The organism is Pseudomonas sp. QS1027, assembly GCF_002814235.1.
In the GTDB taxonomy this organism is placed as follows: domain Bacteria; phylum Pseudomonadota; class Gammaproteobacteria; order Pseudomonadales; family Pseudomonadaceae; genus Aquipseudomonas.
The window spans coordinates 111903-134536 of record NZ_PHSU01000027.1 but is presented as its reverse complement, the minus strand read 5'-3'; the positions used below and the strand labels follow the sequence as shown (position 1 = coordinate 134536).

At 58.1% G+C, this 22634-nt stretch carries 23 protein-coding genes and 1 pseudogene; 13 read left to right on the top strand and 11 right to left on the bottom strand.

From position 1 onward, the window contains the following. Positions 1-17 precede the first annotated feature (17 nt). Both CWE01_RS23355 and CWE01_RS23350 read left to right on the top strand, forming a co-directional pair. The gene (locus CWE01_RS23355) at positions 18-371 is read left to right on the top strand and encodes a hypothetical protein (RefSeq protein ID WP_157815263.1); all 354 of its coding nucleotides are present in this window, start codon (positions 18-20) and stop codon (positions 369-371) included. 227 nt (positions 372-598) lie between these two features. Then, positions 599-1060: a hypothetical protein gene (locus CWE01_RS23350; RefSeq protein WP_100942907.1), complete on the top strand. Its 462-nt coding sequence runs from the start codon at positions 599-601 to the stop codon at positions 1058-1060. Positions 1061-1225: 165 nt separating this feature from the next. Here CWE01_RS23350 and CWE01_RS23345 read toward each other — a convergent pair whose 3' ends face one another. After that, positions 1226-2290, bottom strand: coding sequence for a lipocalin-like domain-containing protein (locus tag CWE01_RS23345; RefSeq protein ID WP_100942906.1), 1065 nt, complete (start codon positions 2288-2290; stop codon positions 1226-1228). 477 nt (positions 2291-2767) lie between these two features. Between CWE01_RS23345 and CWE01_RS23340 the strand changes: the two genes are divergently transcribed. The 3 genes from CWE01_RS23340 to CWE01_RS23325 all read left to right on the top strand — a co-directional run bounded on the left by CWE01_RS23340 (position 2768) and on the right by CWE01_RS23325 (position 5036). Next, positions 2768-3070: a putative quinol monooxygenase gene (locus tag CWE01_RS23340; protein ID WP_100942905.1), complete on the top strand. Its 303-nt coding sequence runs from the start codon at positions 2768-2770 to the stop codon at positions 3068-3070. Positions 3071-3655: 585 nt separating this feature from the next. Beyond that, a complete protein-coding gene (locus CWE01_RS33370; protein ID WP_157815262.1) occupies positions 3656-3922 on the top strand; it encodes a hypothetical protein in 267 nt (88 codons plus the stop codon). Between the two features lie 595 nt (positions 3923-4517). Further along, entirely contained in the window at positions 4518-5036 is a 519-nt protein-coding gene (locus CWE01_RS23325) for a GNAT family N-acetyltransferase (protein WP_100942903.1), read from the top strand. Positions 5037-5118: 82 nt separating this feature from the next. Here the strand turns inward: CWE01_RS23325 and CWE01_RS23320 are convergent, their stop codons facing one another. Together CWE01_RS23320 and CWE01_RS33365 are read right to left on the bottom strand one after the other, a co-directional pair. Beyond that, on the bottom strand, positions 5119-6696 hold the full coding sequence (locus CWE01_RS23320; protein ID WP_100942902.1) for a sensor domain-containing diguanylate cyclase: 1578 nt from the start codon (positions 6694-6696) through the stop codon (positions 5119-5121). Positions 6697-6815: 119 nt separating this feature from the next. Beyond that, entirely contained in the window at positions 6816-6977 is a 162-nt protein-coding gene (locus CWE01_RS33365) for a hypothetical protein (protein ID WP_157815261.1), read from the bottom strand. A 302-nt stretch (positions 6978-7279) separates the two neighbouring features. Here CWE01_RS33365 and CWE01_RS23315 point away from each other — a divergent pair, with 302 nt between their 5' ends. Both CWE01_RS23315 and CWE01_RS23310 read left to right on the top strand, forming a co-directional pair. Continuing rightward, on the top strand, positions 7280-7942 hold the full coding sequence (locus CWE01_RS23315; protein ID WP_100942901.1) for a hypothetical protein: 663 nt from the start codon (positions 7280-7282) through the stop codon (positions 7940-7942). A gap of 57 nt (positions 7943-7999) precedes the next feature. Further along, a complete protein-coding gene (locus CWE01_RS23310) occupies positions 8000-8947 on the top strand; it encodes a 2-hydroxyacid dehydrogenase (protein WP_100942900.1) in 948 nt (315 codons plus the stop codon). A 49-nt stretch (positions 8948-8996) separates the two neighbouring features. Here CWE01_RS23310 and CWE01_RS23305 read toward each other — a convergent pair whose 3' ends face one another. The 4 genes from CWE01_RS23305 to CWE01_RS23295 form a co-directional block, all read right to left on the bottom strand. Then, positions 8997-10637 (bottom strand): methyl-accepting chemotaxis protein, encoded by a 1641-nt coding sequence (locus tag CWE01_RS23305; protein ID WP_100942899.1) that lies wholly within the window; start codon positions 10635-10637, stop codon positions 8997-8999. Between the two features lie 297 nt (positions 10638-10934). Further along, positions 10935-11075: a hypothetical protein gene (locus CWE01_RS33360; RefSeq protein ID WP_157815260.1), complete on the bottom strand. Its 141-nt coding sequence runs from the start codon at positions 11073-11075 to the stop codon at positions 10935-10937. A gap of 47 nt (positions 11076-11122) precedes the next feature. After that, positions 11123-12649, bottom strand: a complete 1527-nt coding sequence (locus CWE01_RS23300) for a DHA2 family efflux MFS transporter permease subunit (RefSeq protein ID WP_100942898.1) — start codon at positions 12647-12649, stop codon at positions 11123-11125. Beyond that, positions 12646-13893 carry an efflux RND transporter periplasmic adaptor subunit gene (locus CWE01_RS23295; protein ID WP_100942897.1) on the bottom strand — a complete coding sequence of 416 codons (1248 nt, stop codon included), beginning with the start codon at positions 13891-13893 and terminating at the stop codon, positions 12646-12648. Before CWE01_RS23295 ends, CWE01_RS23300 begins: the two co-directional genes overlap by 4 nt. 121 nt (positions 13894-14014) lie before the next feature. Here CWE01_RS23295 and CWE01_RS23290 point away from each other — a divergent pair, with 121 nt between their 5' ends. Next, the gene (locus CWE01_RS23290; protein WP_100942896.1) at positions 14015-14836 is read left to right on the top strand and encodes a helix-turn-helix domain-containing protein; all 822 of its coding nucleotides are present in this window, start codon (positions 14015-14017) and stop codon (positions 14834-14836) included. Between the two features lie 28 nt (positions 14837-14864). Here the strand turns inward: CWE01_RS23290 and CWE01_RS23285 are convergent, their stop codons facing one another. Beyond that, positions 14865-15479 (bottom strand): TetR/AcrR family transcriptional regulator, encoded by a 615-nt coding sequence (locus CWE01_RS23285; protein WP_218176960.1) that lies wholly within the window; start codon positions 15477-15479, stop codon positions 14865-14867. A 70-nt stretch (positions 15480-15549) separates the two neighbouring features. On the opposite strand from CWE01_RS23285, the gene CWE01_RS23280 reads away from it, so the two are divergent. After that, complete coding sequence (locus tag CWE01_RS23280) at positions 15550-16062, top strand: DinB family protein (protein ID WP_100942894.1); 513 nt, start codon at positions 15550-15552, stop codon at positions 16060-16062. 32 nt (positions 16063-16094) lie between these two features. Continuing rightward, entirely contained in the window at positions 16095-17126 is a 1032-nt protein-coding gene (locus tag CWE01_RS23275; protein WP_100942893.1) for an NADP-dependent oxidoreductase, read from the top strand. 50 nt (positions 17127-17176) lie between these two features. Here CWE01_RS23275 and CWE01_RS23270 read toward each other — a convergent pair whose 3' ends face one another. Further along, positions 17177-17989 carry a polysaccharide lyase family 7 protein gene (locus CWE01_RS23270; protein WP_100942892.1) on the bottom strand — a complete coding sequence of 271 codons (813 nt, stop codon included), beginning with the start codon at positions 17987-17989 and terminating at the stop codon, positions 17177-17179. Positions 17990-18167: 178 nt separating this feature from the next. Here CWE01_RS23270 and CWE01_RS23265 point away from each other — a divergent pair, with 178 nt between their 5' ends. Next, on the top strand, positions 18168-18785 hold the full coding sequence (locus CWE01_RS23265; protein WP_100942891.1) for a LysE family transporter: 618 nt from the start codon (positions 18168-18170) through the stop codon (positions 18783-18785). Positions 18786-18893: 108 nt separating this feature from the next. Continuing rightward, a complete protein-coding gene (locus tag CWE01_RS23260) occupies positions 18894-19133 on the top strand; it encodes a plasmid stabilization protein (RefSeq protein ID WP_100942890.1) in 240 nt (79 codons plus the stop codon). Positions 19134-19233: 100 nt separating this feature from the next. Here the strand turns inward: CWE01_RS23260 and CWE01_RS23255 are convergent, their stop codons facing one another. Then, positions 19234-20154 (bottom strand): LysR family transcriptional regulator, encoded by a 921-nt coding sequence (locus tag CWE01_RS23255; RefSeq protein ID WP_100942889.1) that lies wholly within the window; start codon positions 20152-20154, stop codon positions 19234-19236. A 242-nt stretch (positions 20155-20396) separates the two neighbouring features. On the opposite strand from CWE01_RS23255, the pseudogene CWE01_RS23250 reads away from it, so the two are divergent. Then, positions 20397-21239 (top strand): annotated as a pseudogene (locus CWE01_RS23250) (class I adenylate-forming enzyme family protein); the annotation flags it as partial. 164 nt (positions 21240-21403) lie between these two features. Here the strand turns inward: CWE01_RS23250 and CWE01_RS23245 are convergent. Continuing rightward, the gene (locus CWE01_RS23245; protein ID WP_100942887.1) at positions 21404-22594 is read right to left on the bottom strand and encodes a cyanate transporter; all 1191 of its coding nucleotides are present in this window, start codon (positions 22592-22594) and stop codon (positions 21404-21406) included. Positions 22595-22634: the final 40 nt, after the last annotated feature.

Here is a 22634-nt window from a genome sequence, read left to right as displayed (position 1 = left end):
TGGAGACGTTGAGGTTCGTGGCTGATGTTCTATTCTTGTTTTCTACCTTCTTTGGTACGGGACTTTTAGCCTATCTCGCCAAAACCAAACTGGATGTGGCCGAAGCATATTTTAAGGATAACGCGACGATGATCGGTCATCACCGCTGGTGGGGTGGTAACTCCTATGACAGTCGAATCATGCGAGTGTACTTTGTCGGCTCATTCTTCATGTTTCCAAAGCTTTACATACGACGAGGATTACTCACCGAACAGGAGCTTGAACCTGTTCCGATAGCCCTGCGGCGCTGGTTCAAACTTCCCCAGTATTTTGGAATATTGTTTATTTTGCTCTGTGTCTTTCATCTGGTGGTGCCCGTATTCGATGAATAACGCAGGCTCCAAGAAATCCTGATATTGCTTCCTCTCCAACCATCTCTGGAGCAGCGTAAAGCAAATTGGCGAGATGTGTACTACACTGCTCGCTGGCGCGGGTTATGTAGCCATTAGCTCGTATTTGTCGAGAATCTTATACATCTTCAACGTCAGGGGGTGGTATGCCTTCAACCGTTTCGCAGCCTCGATACCAAGAGCAAGTGAATCTAATAGATGGAATTTTGGTGGATAATGAAGTGTTCACCAAACTGATGAGTGATGCAAAAAAATGGGTCAGGACAAATGTAGGCAGGACAGTGTTTCCCGAAGAGGCGGGAAAGGTGTGTGTATATTTGTTGGAAAATCAGTCGGAGTTGATAAAGAACTTTAATATTCTTCGATTCTGGAAGTACGGGTTTGCAGATGAGCCGTACACAGATAAGGATAATGAAAAAATATCGATGCTTGCTGCTAGGTTGCGGCGTGCGACGAATTTGGTTTTCCATATGGCAAATGAAGCACAATGGAATACGAATCAACTAAAGAAAGGTGGCTACGTAGAAAAAGATATGAAGACGCCACTACTCCAATGGGCTGAGAGGCTGAGAACGCTTGTCGCGGTCGCTGACACTTGGCAGGAAAGCATAAAGTGGGCCGCCAGCCTCACGCCTGGGAACGTTGTGGATGTTAGTCTGGATTCCGACTAGATGTGTGGATGCTATGAGCCTCTCGTTAGGTTCAAGTCCCCAGGTAATATTGGGGCGAGGGGGAGACTTAATAAGCTGATAGCTAGTAAAAAAGTGACAGATCCTTCTTGCAGGCGCAAGCGAGGCCAGCCCCGATGTTTGGAAAAAGACACCGGGGCCATCCCCCTACGACTGTTGCTCGTTCCAGGCCGTGCCCTGCACCGGCTTGCCTTTGAAGGTCCCGCTGGCCTTGGCCACGCCTTCATAGGTATCACTGGGCTTGCTGCCAGGAAGCGTGGGGAAGGGAAAGTCTTGCGCATCCACCAGGCTGACGACATGGAGCACGGCATCGAACGATGGAATCTCTACCTTGAACTCCATGAAGAACACCACACCGGTCGGACCGGTCCAGGTCTTTCCGGTCGGCGTCATCGTGCAATCGGTCTGGAAGTAGGTGGTCCCGTCGGGGAACTCGATCGTTGCCTTGCTCGGCACCGGCACATCGAGCTTTGGCGCAGGAGCACCCTTGCTGAAGGTCGTGTAGTGCGAGATGTGCACTCCGTTGTCCAACTGCATGGTCTGCAGGAACCACAGGGCCGGGTGGGCAGCGTCTCCGAAGTTGCCATACTCGTGGTCCATCCACGTAAGCCCCTCTACTGCAAACACATCGTCGCCGACGGTCAGTGTCCCCTCCGTGTGTATCCGCGTCAGCGAGTAGTAGTAGTTGTTCTGCTTCAGGCCGCCCGGTTTTTCCGGGTAGTCCAGCACACCATGGCCCCATACAAACAGCGGGCGCCCTTCCTGTGACATCTTCAACGAAAACTTCACGACCGTCTTGGTGTCCGTGTCCACCATCACGGCTTCTATCTGCATGTTTTTTGTCGGATCAGCCTGTGGTGCTTTCATCGTCACATACGACACGCCGTCAAGGCCTGTCTGCTTCACCCACCAGTCCTTGCTCGGGTCGCTTTCCGCCCAATCCTTGATACCCGGAATCAAGGACGTCAGTTGATAGTGCTTCTGGTTCTCTACATCCGTCAGCATCACCTGGAAGAAGCCCAGCGGGTAGAACGCCGCCGTGTTGATCTCAAAGCCGAAGACACGCCCGCCCGCCTTGAGCGTGCCGGTATGCCACCACCATTCGGTGGGTGCGCCGATGTGCAGGTACTGGTCCTTGGGAAGATGGAGGACCACTTCGGATGGGGGAACGGGGACAGGAACAGGAGTATGCGCAAGCTGCGATGACTTCATGATGTCGCCTCTCTCTATGGAAACCAGGTTGTGGGTGTCGACCGCGCCTGTACCTGCGCACTGCTGTGCGCTTGTGCGGGCGAAAGAGATCTACTGTCAGCGAAGGCTGGGGAAGGGCTGTCAGGGCGAAGAAGGGGTGTCGCACACTCGAGGTGACACCTGGGCTGGTCATGTCTTCTTCCATGAAAGAGGAGCAGCGTGAGTGGCCGGTTATCGGGACTGTGAGCTTCAAGCGTCCTGGCCGATAAGGCTAGCTGATAATTCTGAAGCAGCAATATCAATTTGATGTCATTGGTTGTTCAGGACTGGACGCCGAAAGGACATTGTCGGTATGCCCCCCCCCCCCAAGGGTGAGTGCTACTCCGACCCGGCTTGCTGCACGGGTGGCAATCATGCTTTCCTGCCATATCCGTGGGATCGGTGGCCTGCACACGCAATGTGCAATCAAACTTCTGAATACCAGCATGGGGCCTGTTTATGTCGAATGAAGTGAAGCTGGTTGTTTTGATTTCCACGCAGGTAGGGCGAGGGCAGGCGCAAATTGATGCATTTGAAAAACTTGCCCCACTGGTCAGAAATGAAGAGGGATGCCTGCAATACGATCTTCATCGGGTTGCTGGCAATGACGACCAGTTTGTTTTGATTGAGCGATGGGCATCGACATCAGCGCTGGAGGCTCATGACCTTGCGCCTCATATGATTGCGGCGGGTACACACAACCCTACCTTCAGGGCTGGTCCCGCAACCGTTTTGCACCTTGGTCCAACGATTCCGGCCTAGCTGACTCTGTATTGGTGTCAGCGGAAAGCTCTATGTAACGCCTCGAAACGAAAGGCTCCAACCCATCTAGTTCTCAGACGTTATTCTGGCGGCAATCAGCATTGTCCCGTTGGTTTTGCATGTCTAAAAATCGTGGAAATGGATACCGCTACCAGATCCTTCGATCGGAAGCTCGGAAGGCCGCCCAACAGTGGGCTCGGGAAAATCAGAACTTGATCTCCAGAGGGATAGATACGTCGAAGATCAGCTATGAGCCTATTACTCATGCTGCCGTGGAAGCATCAGGTCTCTGGGGTGATGAAGATACTTTGTATCCTTGGCATGAAGTACATGATTGGAAGCAAGGCGATACGAGAGGCTTCGACGTATCCCTATGGTTCGATCAAGAGCTTTGCGGCTTGTGCTACGCGTCTCCCTGAAAGAGCAAGCTGTGCATCAAAATTGTTATTCTCGAAGGGAAACCTGACCGGACCCACCCTTTGCGGGGCGCTGTCGCGGCCCCGGCTCTGACGGCGCTTGAAAACTATGCTGTGATGATCGGCTGCACTTACATTGAGGTGCAAGAACCAGCCGTTGGTGCGGTGCGTGTCTACGAAAGCCTCGGTTTTGCATTCGATCCGACCGGCCGCCCTGTTATTGCCGTTGAGCAGTAATACTATTCCATCAAATCTCAAGGCCCGTGAGGTGTCTATGAAAAAGCCTAAGCATGAACCCAAGCCGATGATGGCCGCTCGCTTCCAGGCTGAGGCCCGTGCCGCATTGACCAAGCGCTCTGACAAGCGCAGCCGTTTCCTTGACGTTGCCCTTGCTCAGGGTGCCGAATTCGAGCCTGTCGGCCGCCTTGCCGGCTGAAGTGCCTCTGAATCAGCAAAAGCTGCCCTAATCGGCGGCTTTTTTTGTGTCTTGCGATTTACACCCTGACATAGGAACGCCAATGCTTCGGGGACACCACAGATCTCCGAGGGTCGGGCCTTGGTGTTCAGTCTCGGAGAGTCATGGAGGCAGGGGCTGATAAACATGATGATCATGTTTCCCAAGATGTTTATCTGGCGTGGGATTTTGACCCAACAAGAGGTCGATGCCATTATTTTGAAAATCCTTTTTTCTTGCTGCTATCGTCTTCTGTATATGGGAGCAGTTTCAATAAGCTCGTTACTTATAAGTTTGTATCCGATTGTAGTCATTCCTGACACATTTCTTCATGTTCCCTGATGTTGGTTTGTGTATGCCAGAACAACTTCCGTAAGCTTCTTCCGAGTGGCTGAACGTTCCTTTCGTCCGCACGGAAAGTTTCATGTTCGGACGCTTGAGCTGTTTCAGCGCATCAGCGAATATCACCGGCTAAGCTATACCCACGTATTGGGTCCTCAGACTCAACAGCCAAGATCCCGGACTAACGCCCCATGCCGGGACGTGACTTTCAATTCGCAGAAGAGGTTTCGCGTCTATGCAAGACAGCCATATCACCGTCAGGCCGCTGTCGGAGATTGACGCGCAACCGTATAGAGAAATCCGCCTTCGTGCGATTGTCGATTCCCCCGCCACCATGTGGCCAACCGTTGAGGAAGAACTGGCGTGGCCCGTGGCGCAAACCGAGGATCTGCTTCATGCCACGGTGCACAAGATTGTGTTCGGGGCCTTTGCCGGAAAAGATCTGGTTGGGGTCACCAGCCTGCACCGTGAGCCTGTTCGACAGGCCGAGCACACCGGCTTTGTATGGGGGGTCTTTGTTGATCCGGCTTACCGTCGACAAGGAACGGCCCGAAAACTCTTCGAAGCCGTCGTCGCGCAGGCCAAGGCGACTGGGGTCATTCAGCTCCATCTGTGCGTCAATACCGAGAACTTCGCCGCCAGCAGCTTCTATCGCTCACTCGGCTTCGAGTCCTTCGGCATCAAGCCACGGGTGCTGTGGATCGGCGGACGCTTTTATGATGAAGAGCAGATGGGGCTACGCCTCGATGACTAACGGCTAGGTGTCGGGATCCTGGGCAACCCTGATGGGCAGCAAGAGTGCCGAGTAAAGACCACTTTGTCGGCACGGCGCCAATCTAGGTTCTATCGGGAATGTCCGCTTCTTCCACCATCACGCAGTTCCGGCCATTCTGCTTGGCCCGATACAGCAGCTTGTCCGCCTTGTCGAATACCGCGGCGATGGCCCCCCTCTCTGGCGTCCAGAGGGCAACGCCGAATGAAACCGTGATATGTCCGACGGTATCGATGGATTCGCTTTCGATCGAGGCCCGAAGCCGTTCGGCCACTTCGGCCGCCGTCTTGAGTGAGCTGTCCGGCAGTAGCAGTACAAATTCCTCACCACCCACCCGACAGGGCAAGTCGTTCGCCCGTGAGTTCTGTTTCATCAGGCCGGCGACGACGCGCAGGGTTTCATCGCCCGCACCATGACCGAAGGTGTCGTTTACCCGCTTGAAGTAATCGATGTCCAGAGACACAACCGCGAATGAATGACCGGTTTCCTCCCAGAGCGTCAGCGCATCCTGCATGGCCCGGCGATTGGCCAGCCCGGTGAGTGCATCGCTCTGGGCCTGCCGGTTCAGCCGGCCGATCTTTTCCTGGAGCAACCCGACGCTGAACAGCAGGGCGCGACGGATCTGCCAGGCCTCGTTGAAAAAAGCTGAAACCGCGCTGATGCGCTTATAGCTGTCAGGAGCATCCAGGCGTTTCGCATACCTGGCCAGTAGAGAAAGGGGGCTGGCTATCTTCGTCCCCGACCACCAGATGAGAACGAGGCCGAGCAGTCCCAGCGGCGCTATTCCCTTGCCGACCTTGGCCATCAGGTGATTCAGTGTGGCGAGGGTATTGTTAAGCGGCTGTTGTGAAACGACGCCCCAGCCGCTGCTGGGAACGGTTTCGAAACCGGCAAGCATCTCGATGCCGCTGGCATCGTGCGACTGGACGCTACCGCTCTTTTTTTGCAAGACGGCATCCACGATGGGGTCATTTCCCACGATGACGCCGATGTTGTCGGGTCGAGGGTGATAGAGCACGCGACGTGTTTTGTCGACCAGATAAACATAGGCCCCGTCATGACGGATATGTTGATCGACCAGGGTGTGCAAGGCGTTTTCCTGGTCGAGCCGGACGGTCCCGCCGATAAGGCCCAGGTATTCTCCCCTGGCGCCGAATACGGGATAAGAGATGAAGATCACGAGATTGCCGGCGATGGACTTGAATGAGTTGCTGATCTGCGGCTCGCGGCTTTGCAGTGGCTCTGTGTTGCGCAGCGCCTGGCCATTGATGTTCAGACCTTCTGGCGCCGACGCCACGACCGTGCCGGAGGCGTTGGCTATCAGGATGGAATTGAAACTGCTGTCCTGCTTCAGCAATCGCAGGGCTTCGCCACCCAGGCGTCCCTGGTCATTAAAACCCTTGCCGATAACACTGGCGCTGTATTTGAGCTTGTCGATGTCGGAGCTGAGGACTTGCTCGATGCCGGCGGCGATTCTTGAGGCGTAGTCCTTGTTGTTATCGAGTGCGTGGGTGATCAGTTCCTGTTTCTGAACCTTGTAGATAACCCAGAAACTGTTGGCCAGGGTGGTGACTGCGGAGAGTAGTGCAATCATCAGGATGAGAGTGCGCAGGTTAAGCGTTGGCTTTGGCCGGGTGGGCATTTGATGAGATCCGGATAGACATGGAAATATCTGTGGCGTTGGTGAAACACGGGCGGCGATGGGCGCGCGGGGCTTACGCTGTCCTATCGCCTCCGGGTTTGCTATTGCTGGGTGGACCTTCAACCGCGGCGTGTCAGCCCCGTTAGTGTATCGGCAATTGTCCTGGTCCGCCGCGAGGTCCCTTCGGTCATCTGGCCGGAGTCTTCCAGGGCGTCGAGCAAGCTGCGCAGGGTGCCCGACGACGAGGAGTGGGTTCGGTTGGGCAAAGGAGAGAGATTCATCAAGGACTACCTCGGGGTAAACCGCGGATTGTTATTGTGGATAACAGCGGTCCATTGCCGTAGGGGCGCTTGCAGGGCTTGGCGATGCTGATTTGAGCGTTGCCTCGGCGTAACCCGTGCTGTTCAGCGTGATATCTATATGATTTTAGATGTTGATTTTGGTCAATGAAACCACTCAGGGGGCCGGGCTTTTGCGGGGCACCTTCGCGGAGATGGTCGTGGGATTGAGGAAGACAGCGAAAGGCCAAGGTTGGTAGCATTCGGCCACTGTTGACTCTTTGATCGTATAGAGATGTGAATTGATGAAAAAGAAGCTACTGGCAGGCCTGTTCTTGGGTATGGGGATGGCGGCCTGTTCGTTGAATGCCGCAGCCAGCGACAACCTCTTCAAAAGTTACGCGTACGGAACGCCAATGGCCGATTACAAAACGGCTGATGGTTACTACGATTGCTCTGCCGAGATTGGGGCGACAGCGCTTTGTCTTGATAATGTCGATTTCATTGAACACAAGTTTATGGCGGCGTTGGTGTTTTCCGGCGCCAAGTTGATTATGGTTTCCCTGGTCAGCCCGTTTGATCAGGACTTGTATGCCAGTGCTGCAGGGACACTGGGCAAGACGTTTAAGCTGTCTGCCCTGTCGGATGGCAAGTCCCAGTTGGATGTGATTCAGCTTGCCGCGACCTCCCCAAGTCGAGAGGTGTTCGCGTCCAAGCTTCAAAACTACGAGTCTGGCGGGCTGAGTGGTGGCACGTTGAGCTATACCTTTATTGAAGGTGTGGACCGCGACAAGAAATTTACAGATATTGCCGCGCAGTTGGCTGCGTTGCCAGACAACGTACGTTCGGCAGAACTTATGTTGACAGGTGAAGGCTCTGACTCGGCGCTGATTATCAGGTTCGGCTTCCCAAAGCTTGAAGCGAATAAAGTGGCTGAGGCGGCCAAAAAGCCAGCCGAATCCTTCTAGGTACAAGAGGGAAGGGAATACCCAAAGCCCCACAGGCTAAACCGAGAGGAGCTGTCCATGGTCCGAGATATCCTGGTTCTGATCGAGCTGGCTCCCGAGGGCCTTGCTCATCTGGAAGCTGCCGGCTTCAAAGCCCATGTGGCGCTGTCAGCCGAAGCGAAGGTCAGCACGCTCAAGACCCTGGGCCCTCAGGTTCAAGCGGTTCTGACAAACGGGTCTACAGGGCTCTCGGCCGATGAAATGGCCTCTCTACCTCAACTGAAAATCATCTGTGCCCAGGGCGCGGGTTACGAAAAGGTCGATCTGGTTGCGGCTCGTGTGCGTGATATCGTCGTAACCCATGGCCCTGGCACCAACGATGCTTCGGTCGCCGACCATGCGATCGCACTGCTGATGGCGATTGTCAGAGGTATCCCGCAGGCTGACGCCGCCGTCCGTCAAGGCCAATGGTCTCGATCCAGGCAGCCGCGTCCCATGCTCTCGAAAAAGAACCTGGGGATTCTGGGGTTGGGGAATATCGGACAGCAGATTGCCCGGCGCGGTGCCGGTGGGTTCGAGATGTCGGTGGGGTACCACAGTCGTCATCCACGATACGACTCGCCTTTCACCTATTTCGATACGCCGGTGGCCTTGGCCAGCTGGGCCGATTTCCTGATCGTGGCCACGCCCGGTGGTGCGGGGACATTTCATCTGGTCGACGCCACGGTCCTGAAGGCCCTCGGCCCCGACGGCTACCTGGTCAATATCTCCCGAGGCAGTGTGGTGGATACCGCTGCACTGATCTCGGCACTGACCAACAGGGAAATCGCCGGGGCGGCACTGGATGTCGTGGAAGGCGAACCCGATGTGCCAGTGGAGTTTGCCAATCTGAACAACCTGATCCTGACGCCGCATATAGCGGGGCGCTCACCGGAGGCGGTCACCGCCACGCTGCAACTGGTCATTGAAAACCTGACGGCGTATTTCTCAGGGCGCCCCGTCCTGACACCGGTGCCATTGGCTTAGTCACGATTTCATGGTTGTTCATGATCGACTGGTCGCCGCCCTCAGCCCCTTAAAGCTTGAACTGTGCGACCAGGACATTGAAGGCGACGGCCAGGCGTGACAGGTCCTGGCTGGAGGCGTTGGTCTGGTTGGCGCCAGCCGCGGTCTGGGTCGAAAGGTCCTGGATGTTCAGCAGATTACGGTCGACCTCGCGGGCTACCTGGGCCTGTTCTTCGGACGCCGAAGCGATCACCAGATTGCGCTCACTGATGCTGACGACCCTGTCGCTGATCTTCTCCAGCGCCGCCCCGGCGCTCTGGGCCAGTTCGTGGGTGCTGGTGGCCAGCGACAGACTCTTGCCCATGGCCGTGACGGCTCCATTGGCACCCGATTGCACGCTACTGATCATGCCTTCGATTTCTACGGTTGAGGTTTGGGTGCGGTGTGCGAGCGCTCGCACTTCATCGGCCACCACCGCAAACCCGCGCCCCTGTTCGCCAGCACGGGCGGCTTCGATGGCCGCATTGAGCGCCAGCAGGTTGGTCTGTTCGGCGATGCTGCGGATGACGTCCAGTACTTTGCTGACGCTCTGAATATTCCCGGCCAGTTCGATCACCGTCTCGGTGGACTCGGTGATCTCTTCCACCATGGTGCTGATGCCGGTGAGCGTATGGTTGACCTGGCTGCGGCCATGAGCGGCGTCGTCGGTTGCGGCTTTGGAGGCCTCGGAGGTCGACACGGCATTGCGCGCCACTTCCTCGACTGCCGCCGTCATCTGATTGATGGCGGTGGCCGCTTGCTGGATTTCATCATTCTGCCGCGTCAGGCCATGGGTGCTTTCCTCGGTCACTGCGCTCAGCTCCTCGGCTGCCGAGGCCAACTGATCCGAGGCACTGGCGATCTGCTGGAGGGTGTGCCTCAGGCCGTCTTGCATGTCCGCCAAGGCATTGAGCAATTGCCCCGCTTCATCGCCACGGGTCGTGGAAATGCTCTGGGTCAGATCGCCACGGGCAATGCGTTGCGCATGCTCGACCGCTACCGCCAGTGGGCGGGTGATCATGCGTGTAATCAAGATGCCAAGAGCGGCGGCCACAAAAAAGGCGATCACAATCCCGATCAACAACATCAGTGTGGAGCTGGTTTTGAGTTCCTGCGCGCCCTCGGCACCTTCTTTGACCTGCCGATTGTTCGAATCGATCATGATTCGCAGGTCATCGCGGGCGTTGTTGAACACGTCAAGTGACAGGGTGTTCAAGCGAGTGCGTGCCTGGGCAAGATCGTTGGCGTCCATCAGCTCAATGACCCTCTGGGCACCTGCCACATAACTGGGCCACCGCGCTGCGTACTGGTCTCCCGCCGCCCGCTCATCAGCTTCCAGGGGCGTGGCACGGTAGGTCGTGAAAGCCTTTTCCGCACGAGCCAGATACGTTGCCAGGGACTGGCGAATACGCGTCTTGTCCGCTTCGGACACGCCGCCGTCCTGAGCGTCGAGCAACCGGTAGAGCTCGCGGTTGTGAGCGATCAGGCTGGACAGCGTCTCGTTGACGTTGCCTACCGAAACCAGGTTGTTGGAAAAGGTGAATGACAGCGCAGCGGCCAGGCGGTTGATCCCCGCCATGCCTAATCCACCCACGGCGAGGGTGATCAGGGCGCAGATAGCAAATGAGGACAAAAGCTTGGTCGAGAATTTGGATTGATTCAGAATGTTCAAGTGGCAAGCTCGGTGGATTAGAGGTGATTATCTCGGAGCTTAAACGATTCTTCACGACCTGATCCGAGTGATGTCAAAATAACATCATTCTCTTGGCGGTGCTCGCCGATCCTGACACCGGCAGGTCGGTGCAGCGGGTGTTTCCTGCCACCTTTTGAGGCTTGGTGCATGTCACGCTGCGCTATATTCATGGGCCCCGGCGGGCCGCACAGATAGTGCGGCAGTTGTCGGGGGCTTGCAGTCCTGATTCGAGACCCGCTGATGGGTGTCCCCGCTTTTCGGGTCAAGGGCGCCCCTTCAGTCCATCTCCAGCAGCAGCTGTCGCGCCGATGGCTCCCACTGCTCGGCGTAGCCGGGAACGATGGCGTCATTGCGCGTAATAACGATGGGGAATGCCTGAATGTCGTAGACGGTGAAACGTTGCGGATCAAGTGTCATGGGTTTTCTCCAGGGATGGGTATTGAAAGGACGCAGGCGACCACGGTTCATGCCTTGGCCCTCGGGATGAAAGGCGGCTTGGCAAACCACACCAGCGCAATGGCCAGCAGAAACGCCGCACCCAGGACGAGCGCGACATCGTTGAAGGCGATCTGTGAAGCCTGGACATCGACCATGCGGTTCAACAACTCATGGCCGAGCGTCGGGTTGCCATGCCCCAGGGTCGAGACCGCCTGCCGGGTGGTGGCGTCATAGGCACTCAGCGACTCACCCAGCCGTGCGTGGTGTTCCGTGGTGCGCCGGTCCCACAGCAGCGACGTGATAGAGACCGACAAGCTCGCGCCCAATGTGCGCAGGAAGGTCGACAGCCCGGAGCCGGCGGCGATCTGCTCGGGTTTCAGGTCGGACAGCAGGATGACGTTGATCGGCATGATGAACAGCGCCAGGCCAAGGCCCTGCAACAGCTGGATCAGGGCGATGTACGGGAAGTCGATCTCGACCACGAAGCCCGCCCGCAGGAATGACGCACTCGCCAGCAGCACAAAGGCGCCGCACACCAGCAGGCGCATATTGAAGCGCGCCGCATACTTGCCCATGAACGGGGTCAGCAGCACCGGCATGATGCCCATCGGCGCCAGTGCCAGGCCGGCCCAGATCGGCGTGTATCCGAGCGTGCGTTGCAGCCACAGCGGCATGATCACGTTGACCGCGTAGAACGCCGAGTAGGCGAACACCAGGGCCAGCGCGCCGGCCGCGAAGTTGCGATGGTGCAATAGCCGCAGATTGACGATGGGTTCACGCTCGGTCAGTTCCCAGATCAGGAAAAAGATCAGTCCGATCACCGCGACGATGGACAGCACAACGATCAGCGGCGAGTTGAACCAGTCCGCTTCATTGCCCCTGTCCAGCACGATCTGCAACGCGCCGACGCCAGCGATCAACGCCACCAACCCGATCACATCCACCTTGACCCGCTCGGTTGCCTCCGGCCGGCCACGCAGTTGGCTGGCCACCAGGCTGCAGGCGAAGAGGCCGACCGGAATGTTGACCAGAAAGGCCCAGCGCCACGAATAGCTGTCGGTGATCCAGCCTCCCAGCAGCGGTCCGGCGATCGGCGCCACCACGGTGACCATGGCGATCGTCGACAGGGCGAAGCCACGCCGCTCGGGCGGGTAGATCGACAGCATCAGGGCCTGGGTGGTCGGGATCATCGGCCCGGCCACCGCCCCTTGCAGGGCGCGACACAGGATCAGCAGGCCCATGCTTGGGGCCAGGCCGCAGAGGAGCGAGGCCAGGGTGAACAGTCCGGTCGACCAGAGGAACAGCCGCAGTTGGCCGATGCGGCGTACGAGAAAACCGGTCAGTGGCAGGGCAATGGCATTGCTGACCGCAAAGCTGGTGATGACCCAGGCGCTCTGGCTGCTGCTGACCCCCAGGTTACCGGCGATGGTGGGCAACGAGACATTGGCGATGGTGCCGTCCAGTACTTGCATAAATACCGCCAGCGCCAGGCCGACGCTGGTCCAGCCGACACTGGCCGGACGAAAGCTCCCGAGCGGAGCGGGGCGGCTCATGAGCGATCCGGCGTGGGTTCGCCGGTAGTGTGGTGGGCCTGGTTGCTGTTGGTTCGGATGATGCGTTCGATCAGTGCATCGGCCTGGGCCAGTTGGTCGCGGTAGACCCGGGTGTCGAGCACCGGCTGGGTGGGTGATTGCTGTGACAGGAGGGCGCCGCGAGTGTCGTGCAAATCGACGCTGACGCTCGTGGACAGGCCGATGCGCAGCGGGTGGCTGTCCAATTGCTCGGGCCGGGTCAGGACGATACGCACCGGCACGCGTTGCACGATCTTGATCCAGTTACCGGTCGCGTTCTGCGCCGGCAGCAGGGCAAAGGCGCTGCCGGTGCCGATGCCCAGGCTCTCTATCCGGCCGTCATAGTGCACCGCATTGCCATAGACATCGGCGTGGATGTCGACCGTCTGGCCGATGCGCATGTCGGTCAACTGCATTTCCGTGAAGTTGGCTTCGATCCACACCTGGTGCAGCGGCACCACCGCCATCAGCGGCTCCCCGGGCTGGACCCGTTGACCGAGCTGGGCGCTGCGTTTGGCGACGTAGCCGCTGACCGGCGCCATTACCGTGGCCCGCGCTTGCCCGAGGAAAGCCGTGCGTAGCGTGGTGACCGCTGCCTGTACCTCGGGGTGCGAGATCAGCACCGTGTCATCGACCAGGGATTTGCTGGCCTGGTAACGCTGGCGCGCCGCCTGCCTCGCGCTTTGTGCCATCAGCAGGCTGTCGCGGGCATGGGCCAGTTCTTCGGCGGGGATCGCCCCTGAGGTCGCCAGCATCTTGCGCCGCTCGTAGTCGGCCCGCGCCTTGTCCACCGCGACGCCGAGGGCAACCCAGTCGGCTTCTGCGCCATCGACGCTGCTGTACAGGCCGCGGACCTTGCGCACGATAGTCGCCAGGTTGGCTTCGGCACTCGCCAGGGCGAGTTGGCCGTCGCTCGGGTCCAACTGCACCAGCACGGCACCCGCCTGGACGAAGTCGCCATCGTCGGCGCCGATCGACACCACGGTGCCGGGGATCTGTGGCGTGATCTGCACGACATTGCCTTGGGCATAGGCGTTGTCGGTGGTCGCGTACCAACGTCCGTACAGGCCGTACCAGCTTCCCCAGGCGATGGCGCCGAGCACGACGGTGGCCCCGAGCAGGCGCAGTAGCCAGGGGCGTTTACTTTTGGCAGGTGCTGCAGGTGGCGCGCTACTCCCGCTGGTGGGTGCCGTAGCGGGTGGGGAGAGGGGCTGGGTGTCGCTCATGGGAAGGCCTTGGCAAGTTCGTCTGAAGTGGGTGGACGGCGTTGAAGCCACGAAGACAGTGTTGGACGACTTCATCAAAGGCAGATAACGTTGTTTTATCTAAAAATACTGAATTTGAATCATGCCGCTAGCAAGCGAGATCCCCACGATTCCAGCGCTGGATCACAGTGAGCGCAGCGACGGCCCCGCGTTGATCGCCTTGAGGGGAGAGGACGCGCCGGACAACGAGTTTCGACTGGGGACCCGCGAATACGACTGGCACCATCACTTGCGTGGCCAGTTGTTCTGCGTCGAGAGCGGTCTGGTCCATGTCCGAACGGTGCAGGGTTCCTGGCTGCTGCCGCCCAACCGCGCGGGTTGGATACCCGGCAATGAAGCGCACAAGGTCAGTATCAGCGGCGCCATGAGCGGCTGGACGGTCCTGATCACTCCGCAGGCTTCCCGCGAGCTGCCGGATCAGCCTTGTGTCATTGGCATCAGTGAGTTGATGAACGCCCTGGTACGCCGGGCAGTGTCCTGGTCGGCACAAGAGGTGTTGGACGCCTCGCAGGAGCGGATGATTGCGGTGCTTCTGGACGAGATCCGGCAGGCGCCCCATGAACCGTTGCATCTGCCCATGCCCAGTGATCGGCGTTTGTTGCGCATTGCCCACGCGGTGCTGGAGCAGCCGCAAGACACCCGCACCCTGCAGGCCTGGGCATCCTGGGCGGGACTGTCGCCCAGCACGTTGTCACGCCTGTTCCTGGCCGAAACGGGAAACAGCTTTGCCCAGTGGCGCCAGCAGGCGCGCTTGACCCATGCATTGGAAATGCTCGCCAAGGGTGTTTCTGTCGCCGAGGTGGCGGACGCGCTGGGATACGCCACCCCCAGCAACTTCATTGCGATGTTCCGGCGCTGCTTCGGCGATTCTCCGGCGCACTATTTTTCGAAAAGATCGCGCTGAGGCCAGTGCGGGAATTGCCGGGGGAGGCTCACACCTCTTTAGGTGCCAGGTACGCGCAGACCAGGTGGAGCAACTCTTCTTTCAGCTCGGGGGATTGCAAGGTTCCTCTTCGGGCCGCGCTATGGATGACTCCTTCAACGGCGGCGGAGAGGACTTGCGCCACCATCGGACTTCGTGACCCAGGGTAGGCCGCCACAACGGCGGCATAGCGCGCCAGGTATTCCGTTTCGAAGACGCTTTGATCGGATACCGAGTTTGCGTACGGCGAGGTTTCTTCAAGCAGCACCCGATGCAGTTCCGGGTGAACGCTGTGTGCCGCGATCATGCCGCCGACCAGGTCCTCCACCAGTTGCCTGGCGGACTTTTCACCGACCCGCACCGCACGAATGACTGCCAGCACCTCATTGAGGTGACGTTGCCGAATGGCTTCGATCAACGCCTGCTTGTCCGGAAAGTATTGGTAGAGCGAGCCAATGCTGACGCCGGCCACCTCGGCGACCTCGTTGGTATTGAAACCGGCCCAGCCTCGCTCGCTCAAAACGCGAGCACCCGCTTGGACAATGGAATCGACCGTGGCCCGGGAGCGCGCCTGGCGTGGTTCCTTGCGCATCGGGGAGGGCGGCGATGGAATACGAGTAGTCAAAAAATACCCCTGGGAATCAAAATATAAACATATTACTCACATTCCATAACGTCAAAAGGGATCACTGATCATGAGCTCGTTACCCTTGCTCCGCAGGCTGTTCAGCTATCAGGAATGGGCCAACGGCGAGCTGTTGAAAAAGATGGAAGGCTTTGATCCCGAACGCCACAAAGACGAACGCCACAGCGCCTTGCGCCTGATCAATCACTCCCTTGTCGTCAGCCAGATATTTGTTGCACATCTCGTTGGCAAGAAGCACGAATTTTCCACCGACAACACAGCGGATACGCCGTCGCTGGCGCAGCTGCGCGTCGCGGTAGTCGCCTCCGATCGTTGGTACCTCGAGTATCTGGACACGGTGACCCCGGCATTGCTGGCCGAATCCGTGCCTTTCGTTTTTACCGATGGCGATCGCGGGTATATGTCACGCGAGGAAATGCTGGCCCACGTCGTCACGCATGGCGGCTACCACCGCGGTGAAGTGGGGCAAATCATGAAGCAGCTGTCCATTGAACTGCCCTGGGACACCTTCGCGGTGTACCTGCATCGCACAGAACCTTCACGTCGGTTGACCGTATCGTGACGCAAGCCCCCACCTTCCATCAGGAAATCACCATGTTTTCGCTACCCCTGACCTCTCGTGAAATCAAACTCGTGCGGCGTCCCGATCACACACCAGGCCCCGAACATTTCGAGATCGTCGAGTCGCCGATGCCGCATCCTGCCGCCCACGAGGTGCTGGTGCGCAATCGGTGGTTCCGCATCTCGATTTCCGCGCGTCTGATGATGAGCATCGGTGCACAGGACATCAAAGGCATCCCGTTTGCGCCGATCAATCCGGGAGACACGCTGGCCGACGGGGCGATTGGTGAGGTGGTATCGGCACCGCCCGAGAGCGGCTTGCAGCCTGGCGATCTGGTTTCACACCATTGCGGCTGGCGCGAGTACGCGGCCGTCGCCCTGGACCAATGTGTACCGCTGCGCTCAGGGCCCGTCGATCCGGTGTCCCATCTTGGTCATGGTTGGACCGCCTATGCCGCGCTGACTCGCGGTGTCGAGGTTCGGCAAGGGGATACGGTTTTCGTTTCCAGCGGCGCGGGTGCCATCGGCTCGATGGCGGGGCAGATTGCCCGCCGGCTCGGGGCAGGGCGTGTCATCGGCAGCACCAGTTCCCATGACAAGGCCGCGTGGATGAAATCCGAACTCGGCTACGACGAGGTTATCGTCACCGGTAGCACGCCGATGGTTGAACTGTTGGCCGCTGCTGCGCCAGAGGGGATCGATGTCTATGTGGACATCGTCGGCGGCGAGCAATTGCGTGCCGCGGTGGAGGTCGCCCGGCAAGGGGCGCGCTTCGTGCTGCTCGGTGCCTTGAGCGCAGAGCTGGCGGCCAAGGGCGCGACAACAGTCGCACCGGTGGAGCTCGATTCGTTTCAGCTCATCCTCAAGGGCATGACGCTACGTGGCTACAGTGCCGACAACGATCCCGACGCGTTCAACGAATGGATCGAGCGCCTCGCCGTATGGCAACGCGATGGCGGTCTCCATCTGCTGTCCTCGAAGTTCAGCGGGATCGAGAGTGCGCCGCAAGCCTTGCATGACGCCTGTATCGGACGGCTCAAGGGATTGGTGTATGTGGAGTTGTAGACATGGATCAAACAGGTGACTCCATGCCCGATAATCCGCTCGCCTCTGTTTTATTCGTAATTAATATTCAGGGCGCTGTACGCCACAATAGCCGCCTCTCCGGCGGCATCGGAAGTCTGGTTGTAATTGCCGGCTTTGAAATACAGGTTCACGCCGTCCCAGCCTGATTTCGGAAAGGTGAACGTCTGGGTTGATGTTTGCCCCTGCGCTGTCACTTTAACCAGCACGGTCATTTCGCTGGCAGAACCTTTGGCTTCTATCGTGTAATCTATTTTGTCGTTAAGGCGGATGCCTGATAACAAGGTTGATCGGCTCTCTTTGTCGCCATAGTGTGTTTTGGTTCCGGCGATAATGGCACCGTCTTTCCAACGGAGTTTGAGCAACTCCGATCCCCCGGGTTTATCGCCATGAATCTGCGCGAAGATAATGGATTTGGTTTGTGGGTTCTGGACGATATAGGCTTCACCGGATTGGCTGGCATTCAACGGGCCGCCGATGGCGAATTCTCGTTTGCCCCTTAGCTCAACGCGGGGGTAGTCGCTGTGGGCCGTGGCTTTGAGCCCTGAAGGCGTGTTGAAGATGATGGCGCCTTCAGGCACGCCTTTGTGGCAATTGTTTGCGGTATAGCAGTTTGTGTAGAAGTAGGCATTTTGCAGATTGTCAGTGATCGATACTTCCTCCGGCAGATTGGCGCCATTGAAATCCTGGAGAAGGTACGAACTGGTCAGAATGGGAAAGTTGTGGCCCGGTGCTTTGCTCGCATCGAGTGAAAAGGCAGAGGTGCAACTGAGTGTCATGGCGATGGCGGCGATGGAGTTGATAATGGATTTGGTGTTGAACAGTTTGTAGGGGCTCACAATCATCTCGTGCTGCTCCAGGTATTGATTTTGATTAGGTCACTTTAAAAGATCGGGACCTTAGTGTTCCACGATAGCGTGCCGGGTTCCGCTCGCCAAATGAAACATGAGCAATCATCGTTTCTGGTCTGAAAGCTATTCGTTTATGATCAAGCCAACTTTTACGTTTTCCAGAGGATTGGCGATGGCGGAACTCTTGGCTGTGATCTCCATTACCCTATTGGCTGTCATCAGCCCTGGCCCCGATTTTGCCATGGTGACGCGTAACAGCCTGATGTTGTCCCGCCGAGCGGGCGTGCTTACGGCACTGGGCATCGGGCTGGGCGTGCTGGTCCACGTCAGCTACACCCTGATTGGCCTGGGGCTGCTGATCCAGCAGTCGCTGTGGCTGTTCAACACCATCAAGCTGGCAGGGGCTGCATACCTGATCTGGCTGGGCCTGAAGATGCTGCGGACCCAGCCCAGTGGAACGCTGGCCGAGAGCGCTGTTGCACCGCTGTCGGATTTTGCCGCGCTGCGCACGGGTTTCCTGACCAATGTCCTGAACCCGAAGACGACGATCTTCATCATCAGCCTGTTCATGCAGGTGGTTCGTCCCGATACGCCGATGGCTGTGCAGATCGGTTACGGGGCTTTTATCTCGGGGGCGCATATGGCCTGGTTCAGTGTGGTTGCCTTGTGCTTTTCGGCGAGCGCCGTGCGTGAACGGTTGCTGGCGGTGCGGCATTGGATCGACCGGGCGTTCGGCGGGTTGCTGGTGGGCTTTGGTGTTTTGCTGGCGGTTGCCAGAGGGGTGCGCTGACGGTGCATGGGTTGCAAGATGCATTCAAGATCGTAAAGGAACTGTCTTGATTGCAATCAATGCTTAAAATGCGTTCATTGATGAACGGTAGGATGTGCCAAGACTAGCATGACGATTCGTAATGTTGATGAACAGCTAAAAGCGCGCTTGCGAGTGCAGGCGGCGCTACATGGTCGCTCCATGGAGGAGGACGCCAGCTATATTCTGCGTCCGGCATTGCCTGTAGTGTCCGAGCGCTCCGGCTCGCTGGTCGATGCCATTCGGGCACGGATCGAACCTTTAGGCGGTGTGGATTTGGACATCGTGCCACGCGAGGTAATGCGTGAACCTCCGGATTTCGATGCGTGATCATTCTGGAGTATTAATGTACTGTCCGAAATAATGCGACCTGATAAAGAAACTCCAAATCCATGAGCACTCGTGGACTCCAGGCGTCATTTCCCCGCCCCTAGGCACAAACCTTGGCAATCTGCTCACGCAGCCAGGTGTTGGCACTGTTTTGCTCGGCTTTCCTGTCCCACAGCATGTCGATTGTGAAACTGGGCAAACCCGATGGCGGCTTGCAAAAAGCGAACTTTGTTTCATCACAGATCCGCCTCTGGAGACGGCGAGGCAACATCAGAACCAGATCGGTTCCACTGATCATTTCAAGTGCCGCCACATAACTATTGGCGCGGGCGACAATCTGCCGGGTATAGCCTTGTTTGCCGAGCCAGCCATCCACCATATTGGTGTCTGAGGTCCAGGGCGTCGGAAAGATATGCTGACGTGCGACAAAGGTGTCCAGATTGAACTTGTTCTCTGGCGGCGTGAAATGCTTGTCGACCACGCACACCAGGTCATCGTCCAGCAATATCTTTGATTTGAAGGGCTTGGCGTCACGGTGAAAATTCGGACCGGCACAAATAACCAGGTCAATGCGACCGTCTACCAGTTGTTCGACCGGAACATCCTTATGGAATTTGTGGGTGTTCACGATGATTGGCAGATGACTCTTGATAAAGCTTTTCAACAGGTCGGGAAGGATCAGGAGTTCGAAGTACTCCGGTGCGCAGATATTAAAAATGATCTCTTTTTCGGTTGGGTCAAATACGTTTATTCCGGAATGACACAGGTTGATTTTTTTTATGATGTTGACCACATGGCTGTACATGCTGGTGGCCTTGCTGGTCGGCCACATGGCATTACGGGTGTGGATGAACAGCTCGTCCTCGAAGCTGGTCCGCAGCTTTTTCAGGCAGTAGCTCACGGTGGACTGGCTGACGCAAAGGGTTTCGGAAACCTCGGTGACGCTGCTCTGCTCATAGACTGCGACGAATACCATCAGGTCCTGCATGTCCAGCTTTCTGAGCAAATTGCTATTGAGCATAAAATCCGTCTCGGTCAGGTTCCATAGGCGTTACTTTTGCTCATATTTTTAGCCAAGCAGCCGATTTATATATTAGGGGATGGAATTTGTTTTTTAAATAGCGTGTGGGCGACCCCTTCACTATAAAGGTCTGGCTCTCGCGTTATCCTTGCCAAGAAGAAAATCGCCATGATTCATGATTGTGTCTCCCTCGTTGTGGTCGTTAGCGACGCCTCGGTCCTTCAGGCTCACGAGGGATGAGCATGAATATTGCCAACTGGCTGGACGCCGCCGGCCAGCGTTGCCCGGAGCGGCCGGCCTTGTTCGAAGGGCAGCGGCAAGTCGCCAACTATGGCGCCTTTGCCGCCCTGGTCCGCTACCGCGCTGCGTACCTGATCGACGAACACGGGATTGTCCCTGGCGACCGTGTTGCCCTGTTCATGGAGAACTGTTGCGAATATCTCGAGCTGCTCTACGCCATCTGGTGGGCCGGGGCGGTAGCGGTGCCGATCAACTGTAAGCTGCACCCCGTCGAAGCCGGCTGGATCGTCGGTAACACCGAGGCCCGGCTGATTTTCACCGATGGCGGCCAGGTGTTCTCGCCCGAGAGACTGCCCCTGGGTTGTCTGGAGTTGGATCGAGAGGATATGGGCGCGCTTGTTTCGACCGCTGCGCCCCCCGACAGGCCTTGTCCGCGTCAGGCCGATGACCTGGCCTGGTTGTTCTACTCCACCGGCACCACCGGCGACGCCAAGGGCGTGATGCTCAGCCACGGCGACCTGACGGCCATGTCACTGCGCTATCCGGCCGATACCGATCCGCTCGGCGCGGATGATGCGGTGGTGTATGCCGCGCCGATGTCTCACTGCGCGGGCCTTTACCACTTGATCCATGTGCGCCGCGCCGCCCGCCATGTCGTTCCCGAGTCTCGTGGTTTCAAGGCTGACGAGTTGTTTGAGCTGGCGGGCACGCTGGGCAATATCAGGTTGTTCGTGACCCCGGCCATGTTCAGGCAGATTGTCGAACGGGGCCGTCAGCAGGGTTACGGCGGTGAGGGTATCAAGACCATCGTCTATGACGGTGCGCCCATGTACCTCTCGGATCTGGCGGGTACGACGCAGCTGCACCCGTGGTTGAAGGTGAGTGCAAACGATACTTTCGTTCCTTGAATAGATTTTCACGGATGCCCGGCCATCTCCGTCTTTGCCTCCAGAAGGTTTCCTCACGGGCTGATCAGCCCATGTGGAAACCTTGAAAGGACCTTCGATGACTATTGGATGTGCCGTGCGTAATGCTTCGGGTTGAAGCGCAAGACCATCACGATCATCACGGCCATCACCGCCGTCAGCGACCACCAGGCCCACTCGAAGCTGCCCAACTGGTCACGAATCACCCCGGCAATCAGCGGCGAGAGCCCGGCGATCAGATAGCCGATGCCTTGCACGAACGCGGTCAGGCCGCCGGCACGACGCGGGTTGTCCAGGTGGTCGAGGGAGACGATCAGGCTCATCGGGAACAATCCGCCGATACCCAGGCCCAGCAAGCATGGCCAGAGCAGGGTGAAGTGTTGCGGGCTGAGGCTCAGGCCGCAGAAGCCGGCGATGATCAAGAGCAGCAATACCGCCAGCACCAGGCGGCGGTCCTGGCTGCGGTTGGCAATGGCCGGGGTGACCAGGCCGGACACCACTTCCATGGCGGTCAGCAGGCCCAGCAGCAAGCCGGCGCTTTGTTCGCTCCAGCCTTTTTCCACGTAATAGGGCGCCAGCCAGGCCAGCACGCAGGTGTAGGACGCCGTGCCGAGGCCGAAGAAGATCGCCAGCAGCCAGGCCCTTGAGTTACCGAAGAACGACTCCTGTTGGGTGCTCGTCGAAGTCTGCGGCAAGTGCGGGACCGCCGAGCGCTGGGCGAACCAGACCACCAGGCCGACCAGCGCCAGCAGCGCCCAGATGGCCAGGCTGATCCGCCAGCTTCCGGTTTGCGCCAGGACGAACGGCGAGAACGACGCTGCGAGCGCGGCACCGCCCATGATCGAGGTCACGTAGCCCCCCATGAACAGCGAGACGTTATTGCTGAAGCGCGACTTGATCAGCGCCGGCATCACCGCTTGGATCAGGGCGATGCCGAGGCCTGCCAGCACCGCACTGAGGATCAGCTCGACGGTGCTGTCCAGGTAGAGTCGCGAAGCCGTCGCCAGGCCGATGATCAGCAAGGACAGGACAATGGTGCGGTGTTCGCCGAAGCGCTGGGCAAAACGCATCCCGAGGAACATCGCCAACCCCATCGCCATGACCGGCAGCATGGTCAGCAGCGAGGCCGCGCTGAAACTCAAGGGGATATCGCCGCGAATCGCCGATAGCAAGGGCCCGACCGCGGCCATGGAAGGCCTCAGATTGAGGGCGACCAACACCACACTGACCATCAACCATGCGGCGTGGGTGCTTGAAGCTCGTACATTTTCCATTGGTGAGCCTTAGTTAACAAAGCTCTGATTAGGTCATCGC

Coding starts and splice junctions, on each gene's coding strand:
- CWE01_RS23345 (WP_100942906.1), bottom strand. CDS start 2,290: ATGAAGTCATCGCAGCTTGCGCATACTCCTGTTCCTGTCCCCGTTCCC.
- CWE01_RS23340 (WP_100942905.1), top strand. CDS start 2,768: ATGTCGAATGAAGTGAAGCTGGTTGTTTTGATTTCCACGCAGGTAGGG.
- CWE01_RS23325 (WP_100942903.1), top strand. CDS start 4,518: ATGCAAGACAGCCATATCACCGTCAGGCCGCTGTCGGAGATTGACGCG.
- CWE01_RS23320 (WP_100942902.1), bottom strand. CDS start 6,696: ATGCCCACCCGGCCAAAGCCAACGCTTAACCTGCGCACTCTCATCCTG.
- CWE01_RS33365 (WP_157815261.1), bottom strand. CDS start 6,977: ATGAATCTCTCTCCTTTGCCCAACCGAACCCACTCCTCGTCGTCGGGC.
- CWE01_RS23315 (WP_100942901.1), top strand. CDS start 7,280: ATGAAAAAGAAGCTACTGGCAGGCCTGTTCTTGGGTATGGGGATGGCG.
- CWE01_RS23310 (WP_100942900.1), top strand. CDS start 8,000: ATGGTCCGAGATATCCTGGTTCTGATCGAGCTGGCTCCCGAGGGCCTT.
- CWE01_RS33360 (WP_157815260.1), bottom strand. CDS start 11,075: ATGACACTTGATCCGCAACGTTTCACCGTCTACGACATTCAGGCATTC.
- CWE01_RS23300 (WP_100942898.1), bottom strand. CDS start 12,649: ATGAGCCGCCCCGCTCCGCTCGGGAGCTTTCGTCCGGCCAGTGTCGGC.
- CWE01_RS23295 (WP_100942897.1), bottom strand. CDS start 13,893: ATGAGCGACACCCAGCCCCTCTCCCCACCCGCTACGGCACCCACCAGC.
- CWE01_RS23290 (WP_100942896.1), top strand. CDS start 14,015: ATGCCGCTAGCAAGCGAGATCCCCACGATTCCAGCGCTGGATCACAGT.
- CWE01_RS23280 (WP_100942894.1), top strand. CDS start 15,550: ATGAGCTCGTTACCCTTGCTCCGCAGGCTGTTCAGCTATCAGGAATGG.
- CWE01_RS23275 (WP_100942893.1), top strand. CDS start 16,095: ATGTTTTCGCTACCCCTGACCTCTCGTGAAATCAAACTCGTGCGGCGT.
- CWE01_RS23270 (WP_100942892.1), bottom strand. CDS start 17,989: ATGATTGTGAGCCCCTACAAACTGTTCAACACCAAATCCATTATCAAC.
- CWE01_RS23265 (WP_100942891.1), top strand. CDS start 18,168: ATGGCGGAACTCTTGGCTGTGATCTCCATTACCCTATTGGCTGTCATC.
- CWE01_RS23260 (WP_100942890.1), top strand. CDS start 18,894: ATGACGATTCGTAATGTTGATGAACAGCTAAAAGCGCGCTTGCGAGTG.
- CWE01_RS23255 (WP_100942889.1), bottom strand. CDS start 20,154: ATGCTCAATAGCAATTTGCTCAGAAAGCTGGACATGCAGGACCTGATG.
- CWE01_RS23245 (WP_100942887.1), bottom strand. CDS start 22,594: ATGGAAAATGTACGAGCTTCAAGCACCCACGCCGCATGGTTGATGGTC.